The 18065-nt window shown below is 39.9% G+C and carries 15 protein-coding genes; 14 read left to right on the top strand and 1 reads right to left on the bottom strand.

From position 1 onward, the window contains the following. Positions 1-359 precede the first annotated feature (359 nt). On the top strand, positions 360-1010 hold the full coding sequence (locus LQ50_RS12580) for a class I SAM-dependent methyltransferase (RefSeq protein WP_034629760.1): 651 nt from the start codon (positions 360-362) through the stop codon (positions 1008-1010). 61 nt (positions 1011-1071) lie between these two features. Here the strand turns inward: LQ50_RS12580 and LQ50_RS12575 are convergent, their stop codons facing one another. After that, positions 1072-2784, bottom strand: a complete 1713-nt coding sequence (locus tag LQ50_RS12575; RefSeq protein WP_034629758.1) for an Rqc2 family fibronectin-binding protein — start codon at positions 2782-2784, stop codon at positions 1072-1074. A gap of 182 nt (positions 2785-2966) precedes the next feature. Between LQ50_RS12575 and LQ50_RS12570 the strand changes: the two genes are divergently transcribed. The 13 genes from LQ50_RS12570 (at position 2967) to LQ50_RS26015 (ending at position 18056) form a co-directional block, all read left to right on the top strand. After that, positions 2967-5672, top strand: coding sequence for a calcium-translocating P-type ATPase, SERCA-type (locus LQ50_RS12570; RefSeq protein ID WP_034629756.1), 2706 nt, complete (start codon positions 2967-2969; stop codon positions 5670-5672). A 129-nt stretch (positions 5673-5801) separates the two neighbouring features. Next, the gene (locus LQ50_RS12565) at positions 5802-6683 is read left to right on the top strand and encodes a YicC/YloC family endoribonuclease (RefSeq protein WP_052144726.1); all 882 of its coding nucleotides are present in this window, start codon (positions 5802-5804) and stop codon (positions 6681-6683) included. Positions 6684-6779: 96 nt separating this feature from the next. Next, a complete protein-coding gene (remA, locus tag LQ50_RS12560; RefSeq protein ID WP_034629754.1) occupies positions 6780-7040 on the top strand; it encodes an extracellular matrix/biofilm regulator RemA in 261 nt (86 codons plus the stop codon). 57 nt (positions 7041-7097) lie between these two features. Then, the gene (gene gmk / locus LQ50_RS12555; RefSeq protein WP_034629752.1) at positions 7098-7712 is read left to right on the top strand and encodes a guanylate kinase; all 615 of its coding nucleotides are present in this window, start codon (positions 7098-7100) and stop codon (positions 7710-7712) included. Then, on the top strand, positions 7712-7933 hold the full coding sequence (gene rpoZ, locus LQ50_RS12550) for a DNA-directed RNA polymerase subunit omega (RefSeq protein WP_034629750.1): 222 nt from the start codon (positions 7712-7714) through the stop codon (positions 7931-7933). The genes gmk and rpoZ overlap by 1 nt, the downstream gene beginning before the upstream one ends. Before the next feature lie 134 nt (positions 7934-8067). Next, positions 8068-9279 carry a bifunctional phosphopantothenoylcysteine decarboxylase/phosphopantothenate--cysteine ligase CoaBC gene (gene coaBC, locus LQ50_RS12545; RefSeq protein ID WP_034629778.1) on the top strand — a complete coding sequence of 404 codons (1212 nt, stop codon included), beginning with the start codon at positions 8068-8070 and terminating at the stop codon, positions 9277-9279. After that, positions 9276-11678 carry a primosomal protein N' gene (priA, locus tag LQ50_RS12540; RefSeq protein ID WP_034629747.1) on the top strand — a complete coding sequence of 801 codons (2403 nt, stop codon included), beginning with the start codon at positions 9276-9278 and terminating at the stop codon, positions 11676-11678. Before coaBC ends, priA begins: the two co-directional genes overlap by 4 nt. A 222-nt stretch (positions 11679-11900) precedes the next feature. After that, complete coding sequence (gene fmt, locus LQ50_RS12535; RefSeq protein ID WP_034629745.1) at positions 11901-12851, top strand: methionyl-tRNA formyltransferase; 951 nt, start codon at positions 11901-11903, stop codon at positions 12849-12851. Next, entirely contained in the window at positions 12844-14181 is a 1338-nt protein-coding gene (rsmB, locus tag LQ50_RS12530) for a 16S rRNA (cytosine(967)-C(5))-methyltransferase RsmB (RefSeq protein WP_034629743.1), read from the top strand. Before fmt ends, rsmB begins: the two co-directional genes overlap by 8 nt. A gap of 23 nt (positions 14182-14204) precedes the next feature. Continuing rightward, positions 14205-15293 carry a dual-specificity RNA methyltransferase RlmN gene (rlmN, locus tag LQ50_RS12525; RefSeq protein WP_034629741.1) on the top strand — a complete coding sequence of 363 codons (1089 nt, stop codon included), beginning with the start codon at positions 14205-14207 and terminating at the stop codon, positions 15291-15293. A 9-nt stretch (positions 15294-15302) separates the two neighbouring features. Next, positions 15303-16061 (top strand): Stp1/IreP family PP2C-type Ser/Thr phosphatase, encoded by a 759-nt coding sequence (locus LQ50_RS12520; RefSeq protein ID WP_034629739.1) that lies wholly within the window; start codon positions 15303-15305, stop codon positions 16059-16061. After that, positions 16058-17164, top strand: a complete 1107-nt coding sequence (gene pknB, locus LQ50_RS26020) for a Stk1 family PASTA domain-containing Ser/Thr kinase (RefSeq protein ID WP_237563703.1) — start codon at positions 16058-16060, stop codon at positions 17162-17164. Before LQ50_RS12520 ends, pknB begins: the two co-directional genes overlap by 4 nt. Next, a complete protein-coding gene (locus tag LQ50_RS26015; protein WP_237563702.1) occupies positions 17100-18056 on the top strand; it encodes a PASTA domain-containing protein in 957 nt (318 codons plus the stop codon). The genes pknB and LQ50_RS26015 overlap by 65 nt, the downstream gene beginning before the upstream one ends. Positions 18057-18065: the final 9 nt, after the last annotated feature.

Below are 18065 nucleotides of genomic sequence, written 5' to 3'. Positions count from 1 at the left end.
CAGTTCCTTCTTTGCGATGAGTGAAGCCGCCGTAATGTTTCAAGCTTTTTGAGCGAACTTCGCAGGAAAGCGCACGGCGAGTGAAGCCATCGCAACTTTGACCCAAAAAGGGCGAACTATCCCTTTTTCAGTTCCTTCTTTGCGATGAGTGAAGCCGCCGTAATGTTTCAAGCTTTTTGAGCGAACTTCGCAGGAAAGCGCACGGCGAGTGAAGCCATCGCAACTTCTATGTACACAACATCACTCATAAGGGAGAGGATCGAGCTCATTAAGTTTTATGAAGCGTTTTCTCTATAGAAGCAAACCCCTCATAATAACTTTTTTGTGTGCTAAGATAAGGAAAAGAAAGGGTGACGATAATGAGGAAAATGAGAGGAACAGAATTTGATGACCTTGTTGATTTTTTTGATAAGATGGCGCAAACGAACTGGCTTTGTACGATTCATAATCAATTAAAAGAACTTTCGGGAAGGTGGAGTAATAAAACAATACTCGATATTGGCTGTGGAACAGGAAGATTGCTAGAACGTGGGAAAGAAGAGGCAAGGGAATTAGTAGGCATTGATCTATCACAAGAGATGGTCGAGAAAAGCCGTTCGGTACTAGAGGGGGGAAAAGCCAAAACAAGATTACTTGTTGGTGATGCATATTCGCTACCTCTTAGAGAGAATCAAGTAGATGTTGCTGTCTCAACATGTGTAATGTTCCTTCTCCCTGAGCCACAAAAAGGCCTAAGTGAAATGGTACGTGTCATAAAACCAGCCGGCGTTGTTGCGATGTTAAACCCCTCACCGAAGATGTCACCAAATGAAGCGGCTAGTTATGCTAATCTTGTAAAAATGAGCGGGTTTGAACGGGAGTCTCTTCTTGCGTGGTCTAACGTTTCGACGAAAAGACATCGTTACTCTGATGAAGAGCTTAATGGACTAATGTTGGAGCTTGGTTTGAAAAACATCCGTCATACTCATGTTTTAGATGGTTTAGCAACAATTACAGTTGCCGAAAAATAGATTTAAAAATTAAAAGAGTATGGGGAAAAGCGAGGGTGCTCGGGCAACCTCGCTTACTTTTTTATTTTCTTAATGAACGAACTTTATCCTCATTAGGAGTAACATAAATGGTTGTTTGATTATCGTAAATAACGTAGCCTGGCTTAGATCCATTTGGTTTTTTTACATGACGAATTTTTGTGTAATCTACCGGAACAGAGCTCGATTGTTTAGCCTTGCTATAAAAAGCGGCGACCGTAGCAGCTTCAAGCAGTGTGGCATCATCAGGGTCAGTACTTCTAATAACAACATGGGACCCAGGTATGTCTTTTGTATGCAGCCAAACTTCATCTTGCCGTGCAAATTTATTCGTAACATAGTCGTTTTGTTTATTATTCTTACCAACAAAGAATTCAATTCCACTTGTCGAAATGTACTGCTCAAGTTGTGGCTTCGTGTCTTTCTTTTTCTTTTGCTGCTTCACTCGTCTTCTAATATAGCCTTCTTCCACTAATTCCTCGCGAATTTCTTCAAGGTCTCTCGGAGCTGCACTTTCCATTTGTTGAATAAGCTGATCAAAATATTGAACTTCTTCTTTCGCTTTTTGGATTTGTTCTTCTACAACTGCGACTGAGTTTTTTGCTTTGTTGTACTTTTTGAAATAGGCTTGTGCATTATCAGATGGGTGTTTTTGTGGATCAAGTTTAATAAGGGCTGTGCCACCTTCTTCATCATAATAATCAATGACTTCTACTTGTGTATCTCCACGTTTTACCATATGTAGATTGGCTGTTAAAAGCTCGCCAAGTTTCTGGTATTCCTTAGCTCGCTCGGCTTGAAGTAACGTCTGTTCTAATTTCTTAATTTTCTTTTTGTTCTTTTGCCATTCGTTTCTTAAAAATCGCTCTAAATCATGTGCTTGTTGCTTAACTCGATCTCGTTCAGCTTTACCATAATAAAAGCGATCAAGCAATTCACTGATAGAGTCAAAAGATTTTCGTTCACCTTTTAGATGTTCTAGTGGAATAATTGAGAACGTTTCTTTTCCATCAGCAGAAAAAAGCATTTCAGGCTGATAATTGTGTTCTTTTAAACGATTTATTATTCCTAAATAAGCAGGTGGTAATGTGTTTCTATTAACAAAAGAGCCTGATTGAAACGTCATCTCATTCGCTAGTTGCGGAGAGAGACCTGCAATTTGGCTAACTAATTGTCGGTCAATCTTCCCTGCATTGAAATCAATCAATTTTAATAATCCATCAGCATCTAATTCAAACGGATTTGCTTTATTTTGTTCGGGTGGTAGTTTGTAAACTTGTCCAGGCATAACCGTGCGATAACTGCTTTGAGCTGGGCTAATATGCTTAATGCTATCGAGGATTATTCCTGTTTTTTTGTCAACCAAACTAATATTACTATGACGTCCCATGATCTCAACATAAAGCTTTTTGAATGTTTCATCACCAAGTTCGTCTTTATTTTTAATATGAAAGATAATCACGCGTTCCATATCAAGTTGTTCAATTTTTTCAATAATACTTCCTTCTAAATGCTTTCTGAGTAGCATACAGAACATCGGGGGTGTAGAAGGATTATCGTATTTTTCTTTTGTGATATGAATTCGAGCAAAACTAGCATTTGCCGAGAGAAGCAACTGGTGATTCTTTCCTTTTGCGCGAATGGTAAATACTAGTTCTGTTTTATATGGTTGATAAATTTTTGAGATCCTTCCCGTTGTTAACAACTGTTCAAGCTCGTGCGTCATCGCTCTTGTCATAAATCCATCAAATGACATGGCTCGCTCATTCCTTTCTTTCATACCGTACTTGCAGTATATAGCAGTCATTTATTTTTTTGAATGCTCTTATGAGTATAGCATGTTTTCCGACTTCACTGAATAAGATGGCTTGTATAAACAATTGGATAAGCCTTAAGCCAATCTAGATGAAAAGAGAATATCATGTGGGGTGTGTCGAGATGAAATGGTACAAGTTAGAGGAGCAGGAAGTAACCTCATCTGTAGGAACGGATCTAAAGACGGGATTAACGGAAAAAGAAGTAGAAAAACGTTTGAAAAAATATGGACCGAATAAACTTGATGAGGGTAAAAGGCCATCTGCATTATTTGTATTTCTAGGACAATTTAAAGATTTTATGGTTCTCGTCCTTTTAGCGGCTACTTTTATTTCTGGAGTTCTTGGAGAATACATTGATGCAATAACCATTATGATCATTGTTTTATTAAATGGAATATTAGGGTTTGTTCAAGAGCGGAAGGCTGAGAAATCACTTGATGCATTAAAAGAGTTGTCAGCGCCACAAATGCAGGTGCTTAGAAAGGGGACCTGGAAAAAGGTCTTATCTGCGCAAGTTGTCCCAGGTGATATTGTTAAGATTTCAAGTGGTGATCGTATCGGTGCTGATCTACGTTTATTACAGTCAAATGGATTACGAATTGAAGAGTCCTCTTTAACAGGGGAGTCCGTTCCGGTTTTGAAGCAGCATCATTCAATAGCAGGTGCCGATATTGAAATTGGTGATCAGTCTAATATGGCTTTCATGGGAACACTCGTTACGCAAGGGAGTGGCATCGGGGTTGTCGTTGGGACAGGAATGAAGACCGAAATGGGGAAAATTGCCCATTTACTGCAATCAACAACAACATTGATTACACCTCTTCAACGTCGACTAGAGCAACTAGGGAAAATATTAATTGCAGTGGCCCTTGTGTTAACAGCTCTTGTGGTGATTATCGGTGTTCTGCAAGGGCATGACGTTTATACAATGATCTTATCAGGAGTCTCCTTGGCTGTAGCTGCTATACCAGAAGGTCTCCCTGCGATCGTTACAGTCGCATTAGCACTTGGAGTTCAACGAATGATCAAGAGAAAAGCCATTGTCAGAAAGCTTCCAGCTGTGGAAACATTGGGATGTGCGTCGGTTATTTGTTCAGATAAGACAGGAACACTTACTCAAAATAAAATGACGGTTACTCATGCATGGAGTGAAGGGAAACTTTGGCAAATTTCAGGTGGAGGGTATGACCCGAATGGAACGTTTAGTCAAAATGGGAAGAAAATTGATCCAAGCAAAGAAAGGAAGCTGCAACAACTATTAAGCTATGGATGGTTATGCAATAATGCTAATTTATTAGAGAAAACGACGAAGCAAGGGATGCTTAGAAAACAAGTAACAGAGTATGTAATGGATGGGGATCCAACTGAAGGGGCCCTTGTCGTTGCTGCTATGAAAGCGGGTTATACAAAAGGTGGATTAGAAAAGCATTTTTCAAGAGTTCTAGAATTTCCGTTTGATTCAGCAAGAAAAATGATGTCTGTCGTTGTCAAGGATGCCAAAGGTCGATCTTTTGTGATAACAAAGGGTGCCCCAGATGTTGTCCTTGGGCAATGTACAAAAATCGCTTATGGGTCTAATGAGGAAGCTCTTACTTCAAAGAGAAGAAAAGAGGTAGAAGTTGCTGTTGAACAACTGGCTGGAAATGCGCTTCGAACGATTGCGATTGCTTATCGTCCATTAGGAACAAAGGAATCGTGTAAGCAGCCATTTGAAGCGGAACGAGGACTAACATTTATTGGTTTACAAGGGATGATTGATCCCCCAAGGCCAGAGGTAAAAGACTCCATCTCAGAATGTCGTCAAGCGGGAATTAAAACCGTTATGATTACCGGCGATCATAAAGTAACGGCATCAGCAATCGCAGCTCAATTAGGGATCTTAACACAAAAAGGAAAAGTTCTAGATGGTCAAATGCTTTCAAAACTTAGTGTGGCTGAACTAGAAGAGATCGTTGATGATGTTGATGTGTACGCACGGGTTTCGCCTGAACATAAATTGAAAATTGTGAAAGCACTGCAAGCAAAAGGGCATATTGTTGCGATGACGGGAGATGGTGTAAATGATGCACCGGCTATTAAAGCGGCTAATATTGGAATAGCTATGGGAATTACCGGAACGGATGTCGCAAAAGAGGCTTCTTCGTTAATATTAAGTGACGATAACTTTGCGACAATTAAAGCAGCCATTAAAGAAGGACGTAATATTTATGAAAACATTCGAAAATTTATTCGTTATATGATGGCCTCAAATGTCGGGGAAATTTTAGTGATGTTGTTTGCCATGATGTTAGGCATGCCGCTTCCGCTTGTGGCGATTCAAATTCTTTGGATTAACCTTGTTACAGATGGCCTTCCAGCTATGGCCTTAGGGATGGATCAAGCGGAAGGGGATGTCATGAAACGGGCTCCTAGAAATCCAAATGAAGGTGTATTTGCACGAGGATTGACATGGAAGATTTTAAGTCGTGGTTTTATGATTGGTGTCGTAACACTTGTTGCATTTTGGGTTACGTTACAAGCTGACCCTAGCGATTTAACGAGAGCGCAAACTGTTGCATTTGTTACATTAGTTATGGCACAACTGATTCACGTATTCGATTGTCGTAGCGAGTACTCGGTTTACCACCGTAACCCATTTGAAAATCGTTACTTAGTTGGTGCGGTTATTATCTCTACTTTATTGATGCTAGCAGTTATTTATTATCCGCCACTACAAACGGTCTTTCATACTGTCGCCTTATCAGGGCATGAGTGGTTATTAATTCTTGGTATGGCATCGATTCCGACGGTTGTACTTGGAGGATTTCAACTAGTGAAACGAAAATAAAGATGTGTGGGGTTGACGAAAGTAAGAGAGTTGGACTAGATCCAATTTGCTTCTTCGTTAACCTCTCTTTTTGGTTTTACTTGTTGCACCTAGCGTTTTTCTGTAAAATATAAAATGGATGTGATAATAATGCGAAGTATGACTGGATATGGTTCATCGATTGTAAAATGTGGCAATGGTGAAGTGACGATTGAAGTGAAAGCTGTTAATCACCGATTTTTAGAGTTGCAAGTAAAGTTGCCTCATGCTCTTTTATTTGTCGAGAATGCCATTCGAAAGCAAGTAAGAGATATCGTACAACGTGGGAAAATGGATGTTTCTCTCTATTTAGAAGAAGCAACGACTACAAAGCGAGTATTAACTTTAGATGAGCAGCTGTTAGACCAATATAAACAAGCTGCAGATGTCATAAAAGAAAAGCTCGGAAATGATTCACCACTTGATATAAATGCGATTTTATTAGATGGTCACATTACTCAAGTGGAAGAAGTCAGCAGTGTGAATTGGACTGACGAAGAGGAATCCATTCAACAAGGTATAAAAGAAGCGCTTTCATCGTTTGATTCGATGAGAGAAACAGAGGGTCAATATTTACAGAAAGATATGAGAATATGGCTGCAAAAAATATTGGAATGTTGTAATGATATTGAAAAGGTAGCACCGAAATTAATTGATCGTTACCGAGAAAAAATAGAAGGGAGAATGAGGACGTATACAAAAGGGCAATTAGATATGGATGAATCAAGGATCCTAACAGAAATTGCTATACTTACTGAGAAAATGGATATTGGCGAAGAGCTTGTGCGAATGAGGGCACATGTTAGTCAGTATGAACATTATTTAAAACAGGATGAAGCTATTGGACGAAGGCTTGACTTTCTGTTACAGGAAATGAATCGCGAGGTAAATACAATAGGGTCAAAGGCAGCGGATTCATTCATTAGGCAACATGTAGTGGAGATGAAAGGATTCTTAGAAAAATTAAAAGAACAAGTACAAAATGTTGAATAGGAGCTAGAATTCACAAAGAGTTTCGTATATAGTTAGATTAGTTTGGATAACAATGTTGAGAGTGGATGCGGCTCTCCTAAAGTGGGGGTAAAAGAAATGAACATTAAATTAATTAACATCGGTTTTGGAAATATTGTTTCAGCTAATCGAATTATTTCCATCGTAAGTCCAGAGTCAGCACCAATAAAACGAATTATTCAAGACGCAAGAGATCGTAATATGTTAATTGATGCAACATATGGTCGCAGAACGCGAGCTGTTATTATTGCTGATAGTGATCACGTGATCTTAAGTGCGGTTCAACCTGAGACAGTTGCACAAAGGTTGACTAGCAAAGACGATACAGGTGAAGACTAAGCAAGAATATGTTAGGATACATAAGCATGAAATGCATGAAGCGTGTAGGAGGTTTCCATGAAGAAAGAGAAAGGTCTATTACTTGTATTATCGGGGCCAGCCGGTGTTGGTAAAGGGACAGTTTGTTCGGCATTACGTCAAGAAAATACGTCCGTACAGTACTCAGTCTCTGCTACAACTCGTTCTCCGAGAGAGGGAGAGCAAGATGGAGTCAATTATTTTTTTAAAACAAGAGAGCAATTTGAAAATATGATTGAACAAGATCAATTGTTAGAATGGGCAGAATACGTAGGGAATTATTACGGAACCCCGATTGAATATGTGAGAGAAACGATAAATAATGGGCAAGATATTATTCTTGAAATTGAAGTACAAGGTGCTCTTAAGGTGAGAGAACGTTTTCCAGAAGGTGTATTCATTTTCTTAATGCCACCAAGCTTAGCAGAGCTCAGAAGTCGTATTGTTGGACGCGGTACGGAAACAGAGGATATTATTAACAAACGGATGACCGTTGCAAAAGAAGAGATTGACATGATGAAAAAATATGATTATGTTGTAGAAAATGATCAAGTTCACTTAGCAGTTGATCGTATCAAATCAATTGTAACTGCCGAGCATTGTAAACGTGAACGCTTAATAGAAAAATATAAAGAACTTGTGGAGGTTGACTAATGCTATATCCTTCGATTGATTCGCTTTTAACAAAACTAGATTCAAAGTACACACTCGTTACGGTATCGGCGAAACGAGCACGTGAAATTCGTGAAGATCTATCACGTGGTCCTATGGTGGGTCGACCTGTTTCTCACAAACCGGTTGGGGTTGCACTCGAAGAAATTATCGATGATCACTTGCATTTTAAACGTATTAATCCGTTAGACGATGAGGAATAAAAAAAGCTAGAGGCTGACTCAATTCATTAGCTTCAAACCCCAACGAAGCATGTAGGATTCTTTTTTTGGGTTTGAACTTTTGAGTCAGCCTTTTTTCTATGAATGGATAATTAGAAGAGGTAGTGGGTGAAAACATGTTAAAAGGTAAAAATATCATCCTTGGAGTATGCGGAGGAATTGCAGCATTTAAAGCTGCAGCTCTAACAAGCAAACTAGTACAAGCAGGAGCCAATGTGAAAGTAATCATGACAGAATCAGCAAAGGAGTTTGTCACTCCTTTAACATTCCAAGCGCTTTCACGTCAAGTGGTTTATGATCAAACATTTATTGAACCTGATCCAACAAAAATCGCTCATATTGATGTGGCTGATTGGGCAGACGTTGTTTTGGTTGCCCCTACAACAGCGAATGTGCTAGCTAAGCTCGCTAATGGATTAGCCGATGATATGTTGACAACAACATTGCTTGCTACAACTGCTCCTGTTTATCTTGCACCTGCAATGAATGTCAATATGTATAACAAAGCTTCTGTCAAACGTAATGTATCGACGTTATCACAAGATGGATACCATTTCATAGATGGATCACAAGGTTATCTTGCTTGTGGATGGACTGGAAAGGGGAGGATGGCTGAACCAGAAGACCTTCTTGCCGTTCTTGAACGTCACTTTGTAACCGGTGCTGGACAACTTAAGGGGAAGACGGTTGTCATAACAGCTGGACCAACTCAAGAGAGGATTGATCCGGTACGTTATTTCACTAATCACTCGTCAGGAAAAATGGGCTATGCGATTGCTGAGGCAGCTTATGGACAAGGAGCTAGAGTCGTCTTAATTTCGGGGCCAACACATATTGATCCGCCAAAAGGGGTAGAGATCATTAATGTGGTTTCGGCGAAAGAAATGTTTGAGGCAGCGATGAGCTATTATGAAAAAGCAGATATTGTTGTTAAGTCTGCAGCCGTGGCAGATTACCGACCGAAAGATACATTTGAACAAAAACGAAAAAAACAGCCAGGTAAGTGGTCTATTGAAATGGAGAGAACGACGGATATATTACAGACTATGGGTGATCAAAAAGTGGAGCAGATTCTTGTAGGGTTTGCTGCAGAGTCTGAACATGTTGAAGAATACGCTATGAAAAAACTACATTCTAAAAATCTGGATTTAATCGTAGCAAATAATATTTTACAAGAAGGGGCTGGCTTTAAAGGAGATACGAATATTATTACTACCTTTACAAAGGACGGGGAGAAAAAAGAATATCCAGTCCTTGCGAAAAAAGAGGCTGCTCAATTCATTATCTCAGATATCATTTCCTATATGGAAAGGCATCTTCGTTTATGATAGCGAAAGTGATTGTCGATGTTCCAACATCCCAAACCGATCGCCTGTTTGATTATGCAGTTCCAAAAGAATGGGAAAATGTTATACAGCCAGGAATTAGGGTAGTTGTCCCGTTTGGACCAAGAAAGATTCAAGGGTTTGTGATCGACTTAGAGAAAGAATCGACCCTAAACAAAATTAAGCCAATTGAGGATGTTCTTGATGTTGTTCCTGTTTTAACGCAGGAGTTACTTGAGTTAGGTGAATGGTTATCTGAACAAACGCTGAGCTTTAAGTTATCGGCCTATCAACTCATGATTCCTGCTGCTATGCGGACTAAGGTAAAAAAAGAAATCGTCTTGCTTACAGAACGTCAAAACTTACCTGCTTCTTTGCAAAATTACTTTGAACCTGGGAAGAAAACGTTATGGTCTGATGTGATTTTAGATCAAAAAGCAAATTTGAAATTGGTACAGGAGTTAGTTAGAGAAGGGCTCCTTGAAGTACGTTATCAAGTGGAAGAAAAAGGGCATAAGAAAACAGCACGTTATATCAAACTAGCGGATCCTAACGTACAACTGGAAGAAATTCCGACGCGCGCTGCGAAGCAAAGAGAAATTGTGGACTTCTTAAAAGAGAGTATTGAACCTATCTCTGTACAAGACTTATTAAAAAAGTTGCAAACTACTAGGCAAGTTATCACGGCATTAGTGAAAAAAGGTTACATTCATGAGTTTGAAAAAGAGGTTTATCGAGACCCGTTAGCTGGAGTTCAGTTTGAACAAACAACCCCACTCCCCCTTACTGAGCAGCAACAACAAGTGATTGAACCGATCTTGGACTCCCTTGTGACAAAACAACATGATACGTTTTTGCTACACGGCGTAACCGGGAGTGGGAAAACGGAAGTTTATTTACAAGCCATTGATAAGGCTCTTCAATTGGGCAGAGAAGCGATTGTTCTTGTTCCTGAAATTTCATTAACCCCACAAATGGTTCAACGATTTAAAGGAAGATTTGGTTCGAAAGTAGCTGTGCTTCATTCAGGCCTATCCATGGGTGAGAAGTACGATGAATGGAGAAAGATCTTAAGAAAAGAAGTTGAGGTTGTTGTAGGTGCTCGGTCAGCGATTTTCGCCCCTTTTACAAATGTAGGCATCATTATTATTGATGAAGAGCATGAAACAAGTTACAAGCAAGAAGAAAACCCAAAGTACCATGCAAGAGATGTCGCCATTTTTCGAGGAAGCTATCATCAGTGCCCGGTTATCTTAGGGAGTGCTACGCCTTCACTTGAATCTTATGCACGGGCGAAGAAACAAGTCTATCAATTGCTGCCATTAACGACTAGAGTAAATCAGCGGGCAATGCCAGCAGTAGAAGTAGTTGATATGCGTGAAGAATTACGAAATGGGAATCGTTCTATGTTTTCCTATACACTATTGGAAATGTTAAAAGATAGGATAGAAAAAGGGGAACAGTCTGTCCTTTTTTTAAACCGAAGAGGGTATTCAACATTTGTAATGTGTCGAGACTGCGGATATGTAGCTACCTGTGAACATTGTGACATCTCGCTTACCTATCACCGTACGCAACATTCTTTAAAATGTCATTATTGTGGTCATGAAGAAAAGATGCCAAACACATGTGAATCTTGTGGGAGTGATCATATTCGCTTTTTCGGTTCGGGAACGCAAAAGGTAGAAGAAGAACTGACTCGTGTGTTACCGACAGCAAGAGTGATTCGTATGGATATTGATACAACTAGAAGAAAAGGATCTCATGAAAGGCTATTGTCTGCATTTGGACGTGGGGAAGCAGATATTTTACTTGGAACACAAATGATTGCAAAAGGTCTTGATTTCCCTAAAATTACGCTTGTTGGTGTGCTAGCAGCTGACTCGATGCTCCATATCCCAGACTTTAGATCCGCAGAGCGTACGTTTCAGTTAATGGAACAAGTAAGTGGGCGAGCAGGTAGACACGACCTTGAGGGCAAGGTGATTATCCAATCGTATACACCAGATCATTATAGTATCGAGCTTGTAAAAAGTCATGATTATGAACATTTCTTTAAAATGGAAATGTCGCAGCGCAAGGTTGCATTATATCCACCCTATGTGTTTATGGTATTAATTAATATTTCTCATCCTGAATTAACGAAAGTGATCACAGTTTCTGAAAAAATTGCTTCATTCCTTAAGAGAGAGATGCAAGAATCAACAACAACGATATTAGGACCAGTCGCATCTCCACTAGCGCGTATAAAAGATAGATATCGATATCAATGCATGATAAAATACAGAAACGAACCGAGACTACTCGAAACATTACGTGAAATACAACAACATTTCATCCGTGATATGAACCAAGGACAATTACAAGTTTCAATAGACATGCATCCTTATATGTTTACATAAGAGTATACACCAAAAGGGCGCTTTCCCCTTTTGGTGTATACTCGAAGCGATGAGCGGAGCCGCCGTAATCTTTTAAGCCTATAGGAGTTTGAACGAAATCTTGTATGCGAAAACAGACTTATAATAAAAACCTATAAGGGCACTGCCCACTTTAATACATAACTACGCAAGCAGGTACTATCAATGTCTAGTATAGTGACTGCATGAAAGGCGGTCGAATAAATGAAAATTGTTTTTATGGGAACACCGGATTTTTCCGTTCCTGTGTTGAGTAGCTTAATAACGGAAGGGTATGAGATTGCTGCGGTTGTGACACAACCAGATCGTCCAGTTGGGAGAAAGCGTATCTTAACCCCGCCTCCAGTAAAGGTAGAAGCAAAGAAGCACGGGATCGAAGTGTTGCAACCAGAAAAAATCCGTGAAAAAAGTGAGTTAGAGAAATTATTTTCATATGAACCGGATTTAATCGTTACAGCAGCTTTTGGACAGATCTTGCCAAAAGAGTTGTTAGATTATCCAAAACATGGGTGTATTAATGTTCATGCTTCACTTCTTCCAAAATACCGTGGTGGTGCTCCGATTCATCAAGCAATTATCGATGGTCAAAAAGAATCCGGTATAACGATAATGTATATGGTTGAGAAATTAGACGCGGGTGATATGATTTCACAAGTGAGCGTCCCTATCGAAGAAACAGATCATGTCGGTACTATGCATGATAAGTTAAGTGTTGCAGGTGCAAAGCTATTAATTAGTACCATTCCACAATTAATAAATGGCAATTTGAAGGCCCAAACACAAAATGAGGAAAAAGTCTCTTTTGCTAGAAATATTTCTCGAGAGATGGAGTTGCTTAATTGGAGTCGTTCAGGGGAAGACTTGTATAATCAAATTAGAGGCCTACACCCTTGGCCAGTAGCCTATACAACTTTAGAAGGCAAGCCATTAAAAGTATGGTGGGGAGAGAAGGTCGAGTCGGGTCAATCAGTTGCACCTGGTGTGATTGAGCGTATTGATCAAGACGGAATCATTGTTGCAACAGGGTCAAGCACGGCCATCAAAATTACAGAACTTCAACCTTCAGGTAAAAAGAAAATGGATGCGACCTCGTTTATTCGAGGTGCAGGTGCCCATTTAGAGACAGGAATGAAGCTAGGAGAATCAAATGAGTAAACCAGTTCGTGAAGTAGCATTAGAAATTTTGCTTCAAATTGAGAAGAATCAAGCATATAGCAACCTCCTTTTAAATCAAACGGTAAATCGAACAAAATTGGATCCAAGAGATGTCGGTTTATTAACAGAAATTGTTTATGGGACCATTCAGCGCAGAGATACGCTAGACTATTATTTACAGTCGTTTGTAAAAAAAGGAGTTTCTTCCCTGCAAGATTGGGTAAAGGTTTTATTGCGTTTATCCGTGTACCAAATAGCTTATCTAGATCGTGTCCCGGAGAGAGCTGTCATTCATGAGGCTGTGGCCATTGCCAAAAAACGTGGGCATAAAGGAATAAGCGGAATGGTAAACGGTGTCCTTCGCTCCATCCAAAGAGAAGGTTTACCTTCGCATACTAATATAAAAGACGAAGTAGAAAAGGTTGCCCTAGAGTATAGTTACCCAGTTTGGTTAGTAAAGCGTTGGGCTGATCAATACGGACTAGATGAAACAAAGGCAATGTGTCAAGCTAGCTTAGAGCCACCAAATGTTACGGTTCGTGTAAATCAGGTGAAAGCATCGCTGGGAGAAGCATTGTCTCTTCTAGAGGAAGAAGGTTTGCAAGTGAAACGTGGTGACTTATCACCTGATGCAATCATTGTGGAGAAAGGAAACGTCTTTCAAACGAATACGTATAAACAAGGTTATGTGACAGTACAAGATGAAAGCTCGATGTTAGTAGGACGAGCTGTAGGGGCTAAACCTGGTATGGCGGTGGCAGATACGTGTGCTGCCCCTGGAGGGAAGTCGACTCACATCGCTGAACAAATGGATGATATGGGAACCGTATTATCATTTGACTTACATGATCATAAGGTGAAGCTGATCCACGATCAAACGAGAAGACTTGGGCTATCATGTATTAAAGCTGAAGCAATGGATGCAAGAAAAATCCATGAAAAGGTGAAAGAACCATTTGACCGTGTCTTAGTCGATGCCCCTTGTAGTGGCTTTGGAGTAATTAGAAGAAAGCCGGATATTAAATGGTCGAAAAGCGAACAAGATATAAAGGCAATAAAAAATATTCAACAAGAGATTTTAGATGCTGTAGCACCGTTTGTTAAGCAAGGTGGAACACTTATTTATAGTACATGTACGGTGGATAAAGATGAGAATGAAGAAAGTGTCGCGAATTTTTTAGCGAGGCACCAAGACTTTCAACTAGATAAAACGTTAAAAGATAGGCTGCCTGAAAAAGCGCTTGGTCGGTATGAGGAAGGAATGGTTACTATCCTTCCACAAGATTTCCAAACAGACGGCTTTTTTATTGCAAGTCTTATCAAACAATAAAGGAACGCGAAAGGTGTGCGACGATGGAAGAATTAAAAAAGACAGTGAAAGTACCTGAAAGCGAGCAGCTTCAGTCGGTGTATTCACTTAAATTTGAAGATTTACAAGACTGGCTAAAAGAACAAGGTGAACCAAAATTTCGTGCTACACAAATTTTTGAGTGGTTATATCAAAAGCGTGTGACGAGTTTTGAGCAAATGTCGAACTTGTCAAAGGATTTACGTGAGAAATTAGCGAATTCTTTTACGATTACGACGTTGAAAATTGTAACTAGACAAGTATCATCAGATGGAACAGTAAAGTTCTTATTTGAATTGCACGATGGCTATTCCATTGAAACAGTTGTTATGAGACATGACTATGGAAATAGTGTTTGTGTAACTACTCAAGTGGGATGTAGACTAGGTTGTACATTCTGTGCATCGACTCTTGGTGGGTTAAAGAGGAATTTGGAAGCAGGAGAAATCGTTGCGCAAGTGCTAGAATCTCAAAGAGCAATGGACGAAGTGGAAGAGAGAGTAAGTTCAGTTGTTGTTATGGGTATAGGGGAACCATTTGATAACTACGATGAACTTGTTCCGTTTTTAAAAACGATTAACCATGAAAAAGGGTTGAATATTGGTGCACGCCACATCACCGTGTCAACAAGTGGTGTTGTTCCAAAAATCTATAAATTTGCTGATGAGAAAATGCAAATAAACTTTGCGATTTCATTACATGCACCAACAACAGAAATTCGTAGCAAACTTATGCCGGTTAATCGAGCTTGGCCACTTGAAAAGCTAATGGATTCCATTCGGTACTATATAGAAACAACAGGTAGACGTGTCACGTTTGAGTATGGTTTATTTGGAGGCGTAAATGACCAAGAAGAGCATGCAGAACTTTTAGCGGATTTAATAAAAGGGGTTAAATGTCATGTGAATTTGATTCCTGTAAACTACGTACTAGAACGCGATTATGTTCGTACACCAAGAGAACAAATCTTTGCGTTTGAAAAAGTATTGAAAAATCGCGGTGTCAATGTAACAATCAGACGAGAGCAAGGGCATGATATCGATGCAGCCTGTGGTCAGCTTCGAGCAAAGGAGCGAAAAGAGGAGACGAGGTGAATCTAGGAGATGGAGTTTACTTTTCGAACAGATGTAGGTAAAGTACGTGCGCATAATGAGGATAGCGGTGGAGTGTTTAAAAACGAACTAGGTATCCTTGCTGTAGTGGCTGATGGAATGGGAGGACATCGTGCAGGAGATGTAGCTAGCACGATGACTACAAGTTATTTGCGTGATGTTTGGGGCGAAGTAAAGGAAATAGCTACGGTTGTAGATGCAGAAAAATGGCTATTAGAACAGTTTGAACGCATTAATGAGCAACTATATGTCCACGCAGAGCAACACCCAGAATGTCGCGGGATGGGGACAACTCTTGTTGTGGCGTTATGTACAGAAGAGTTTATTTCAATCGCTCATATAGGTGATAGTCGTGCCTATGTATATAATGAATTTGGATTTCAATTAAAAACGTCAGACCACTCTCTTGTTCAAGAGCTTGTTCGAAATGGACAAATTTCAGAAGAAGAAGCAGAACATCACCCACGAAGAAATGTCCTGCTCCGGGCACTTGGAACTGAAAGTGAGATAAAAATTGATGTAACAACTTTGCAAGTAGAGGAAGAACAACAGCTATTATTATGTTCAGATGGGTTAACGAATAAAGTGAGTAATGATGAATTGAAGGCGTCCCTTGAAGGATCCGAGGAATTGCCATTAAAAGCAGACAAGTTAATAAACCTTGCAAACGAGCGCGGTGGGGAAGATAACATTACAGTGGCAATGATCAATTATACTAACCAAACGAACGAGCGGAGTAAAGAGCAATGATCGGACAGCGCATAAGTGGTCGCTATCAAATTCTCGAGACTATTGGTGGCGGAGGGATGGCAAATGTTTATAAAGCGCTCGATGTCATTCTTGACCGCCATGTTGCTGTAAAGGTATTGCAACCTCAATTTTCTGATGATGAGCAGTTCATTCAGCGCTTTAGACGTGAGGCGCAATCGGCTACCAGTCTAGCACATCCTAATATTGTAAATATTTATGATGTTGGAGAGGAAGGCAATACGTATTACATAGTTATGGAATATGTGGAAGGTCAAACGTTAAAGGAATTAATTCAAACAGGCGGACCGATACCTGTGGAAGAAGCAGTTGATTATATGGAACAAATGCTCTCAGCCCTTGAGCATTCCCATGCAAATCATCTTATTCACCGTGACATCAAACCACATAATATTTTAATTAGTCATGACGGTGTTTTAAAAGTAACTGATTTTGGTATTGCTCGTGCCATTTCAGCTGCAACCATCACCCATACGAATTCAGTTATGGGATCTGTACATTATCTTTCACCAGAACAAGCTCGTGGAGGACATGTCACATATAAGTCAGATATTTATTCACTTGGAATTGTTTTATATGAGATGATAACAGGAGAGCTCCCCTTCCAAGGAGATACTGCCGTTTCTGTTGCCATTAAACATTTACAAAATGATGTTCCTTCGGCAAAGGAAAAAGTTCCGTCGCTTCCACAAAGCATTGAAAATGTCATTCGTAAAGCAACAGTTAAAGATCCTCTAAAGAGGTATGCGACGGTTCAAGAAATGGAAGAAGATGTCCTGACCGCATTAACCCCTGAACGAGTGAATGAATCAGTTTTCGTCGTTAAAGATGAAGATGAGGAAGCCACAAAAGCTATACCAGTTATTCGTGATCATGAAGTCACGGATCTTGATAAAACGGTTGAGGTACCTTCAGCGAAAGCGCAAAGCAAGCCTGTCGAAAAAGTTGATACGAAACCTGAAACGGAACCGAAAAAAAGAAAAAGGAAAAAAATGGTTAGTTATTTTAGTGATTATCGCCTTGCTTATACTTGGTGGAGCAATTGCGGCCTTTGCAGTCTTTCCAACTATTTTTCAAGTCGGTGAAGTTGAGGTGCCAAGTGTGGTAGATCGTTCTTTTGAAGAAGCGGAAGAAGAGTTAACTTCCTTAAAACTTGTTGTCGTTCGTGAGGAAATAGAAGATAGTGAGATTTCTGAAAATCATGTCGTTAGACAAAATCCTCGGCCAGGCTCTATGGTGAAGGAAGGCTCTACTGTACGGCTTTTTGTTAGTCAGGGCAAGGAAGAGGTTGAACTAGATGATGTCGTCGGTATGCATATTGATCGTGCAGCGAGTCATTTAAGAGGACAAGGGTATAAGGTTGAAACAACCGAGCAAGAAACAGACGAAGAGTCTCCAGACTATGTTATTTTACAAGAGCCTGAACCAGGGACAATGGTGATTGTTGATGAAACAACGATTCATCTAACATATAGTGTTGCCCCGTCTATTCGCTTACGTGATCTTGAAAATGTAAGAGAGTCTGAAGCAATTAGCTATTTAGATGACATTGAGCTTACTCATAACCTTAGCTATGAACATTCAGATACGATTGAATCTGGAAGAGTTCTTAGACAATCCCCCTCTCCCAATACTGAGGTCGAAAAAGGTCAATCAGTTAGCCTGACGATTTCAAGAGGACCAGAGCCTGAACCAGAACCTGAGCCTGAGCCTGTTTATAATTATGAAGTAAGGCAAGAGATTCAAATGTCTACAGAGGAACGCGAAGCTGGGCAGTCATTTGATATCCGAATTGTTTATCGAGATCATACAACTGGAGGACAAGAAGAGGTATATGAAGATGAAACGATTACTGATACCAAACTTTACTCCATTCCATTAGTAACGTCTCCTTCACAGAATGGTTATATTAAGATCTTTATTGATGGAGAACTTGAAAAGGATTTAGGTCCGTATGAGTTTAGACAGCGAAATTAACAAGTGACA

It is taken from the genome of Halalkalibacter okhensis (assembly GCF_000787375.1).
Lineage (GTDB): Bacteria > Bacillota > Bacilli > Bacillales > Bacillaceae_D > Halalkalibacter > Halalkalibacter okhensis.
The sequence above is the reverse complement of the archived record's forward strand: the minus strand, read 5'-3'. Positions and strand labels throughout refer to the sequence as shown.

Bases quoted from the DNA above. Each gene is read 5' to 3' on its own strand.
- gmk (WP_034629752.1), top strand. From the start codon at position 7,098: ATGAAGAAAGAGAAAGGTCTATTACTTGTATTATCGGGGCCAGCCGGT.
- coaBC (WP_034629778.1), top strand. From the start codon at position 8,068: ATGTTAAAAGGTAAAAATATCATCCTTGGAGTATGCGGAGGAATTGCA.
- rsmB (WP_034629743.1), top strand. From the start codon at position 12,844: ATGAGTAAACCAGTTCGTGAAGTAGCATTAGAAATTTTGCTTCAAATT.
- LQ50_RS12570 (WP_034629756.1), top strand. From the start codon at position 2,967: ATGAAATGGTACAAGTTAGAGGAGCAGGAAGTAACCTCATCTGTAGGA.
- LQ50_RS12565 (WP_052144726.1), top strand. From the start codon at position 5,802: ATGCGAAGTATGACTGGATATGGTTCATCGATTGTAAAATGTGGCAAT.
- remA (WP_034629754.1), top strand. From the start codon at position 6,780: ATGAACATTAAATTAATTAACATCGGTTTTGGAAATATTGTTTCAGCT.
- rpoZ (WP_034629750.1), top strand. From the start codon at position 7,712: ATGCTATATCCTTCGATTGATTCGCTTTTAACAAAACTAGATTCAAAG.
- LQ50_RS12580 (WP_034629760.1), top strand. From the start codon at position 360: ATGAGGAAAATGAGAGGAACAGAATTTGATGACCTTGTTGATTTTTTT.
- fmt (WP_034629745.1), top strand. From the start codon at position 11,901: ATGAAAATTGTTTTTATGGGAACACCGGATTTTTCCGTTCCTGTGTTG.
- pknB (WP_237563703.1), top strand. From the start codon at position 16,058: ATGATCGGACAGCGCATAAGTGGTCGCTATCAAATTCTCGAGACTATT.
- rlmN (WP_034629741.1), top strand. From the start codon at position 14,205: ATGGAAGAATTAAAAAAGACAGTGAAAGTACCTGAAAGCGAGCAGCTT.
- LQ50_RS12520 (WP_034629739.1), top strand. From the start codon at position 15,303: ATGGAGTTTACTTTTCGAACAGATGTAGGTAAAGTACGTGCGCATAAT.
- priA (WP_034629747.1), top strand. From the start codon at position 9,276: ATGATAGCGAAAGTGATTGTCGATGTTCCAACATCCCAAACCGATCGC.
- LQ50_RS12575 (WP_034629758.1), bottom strand. From the start codon at position 2,784: ATGTCATTTGATGGATTTATGACAAGAGCGATGACGCACGAGCTTGAA.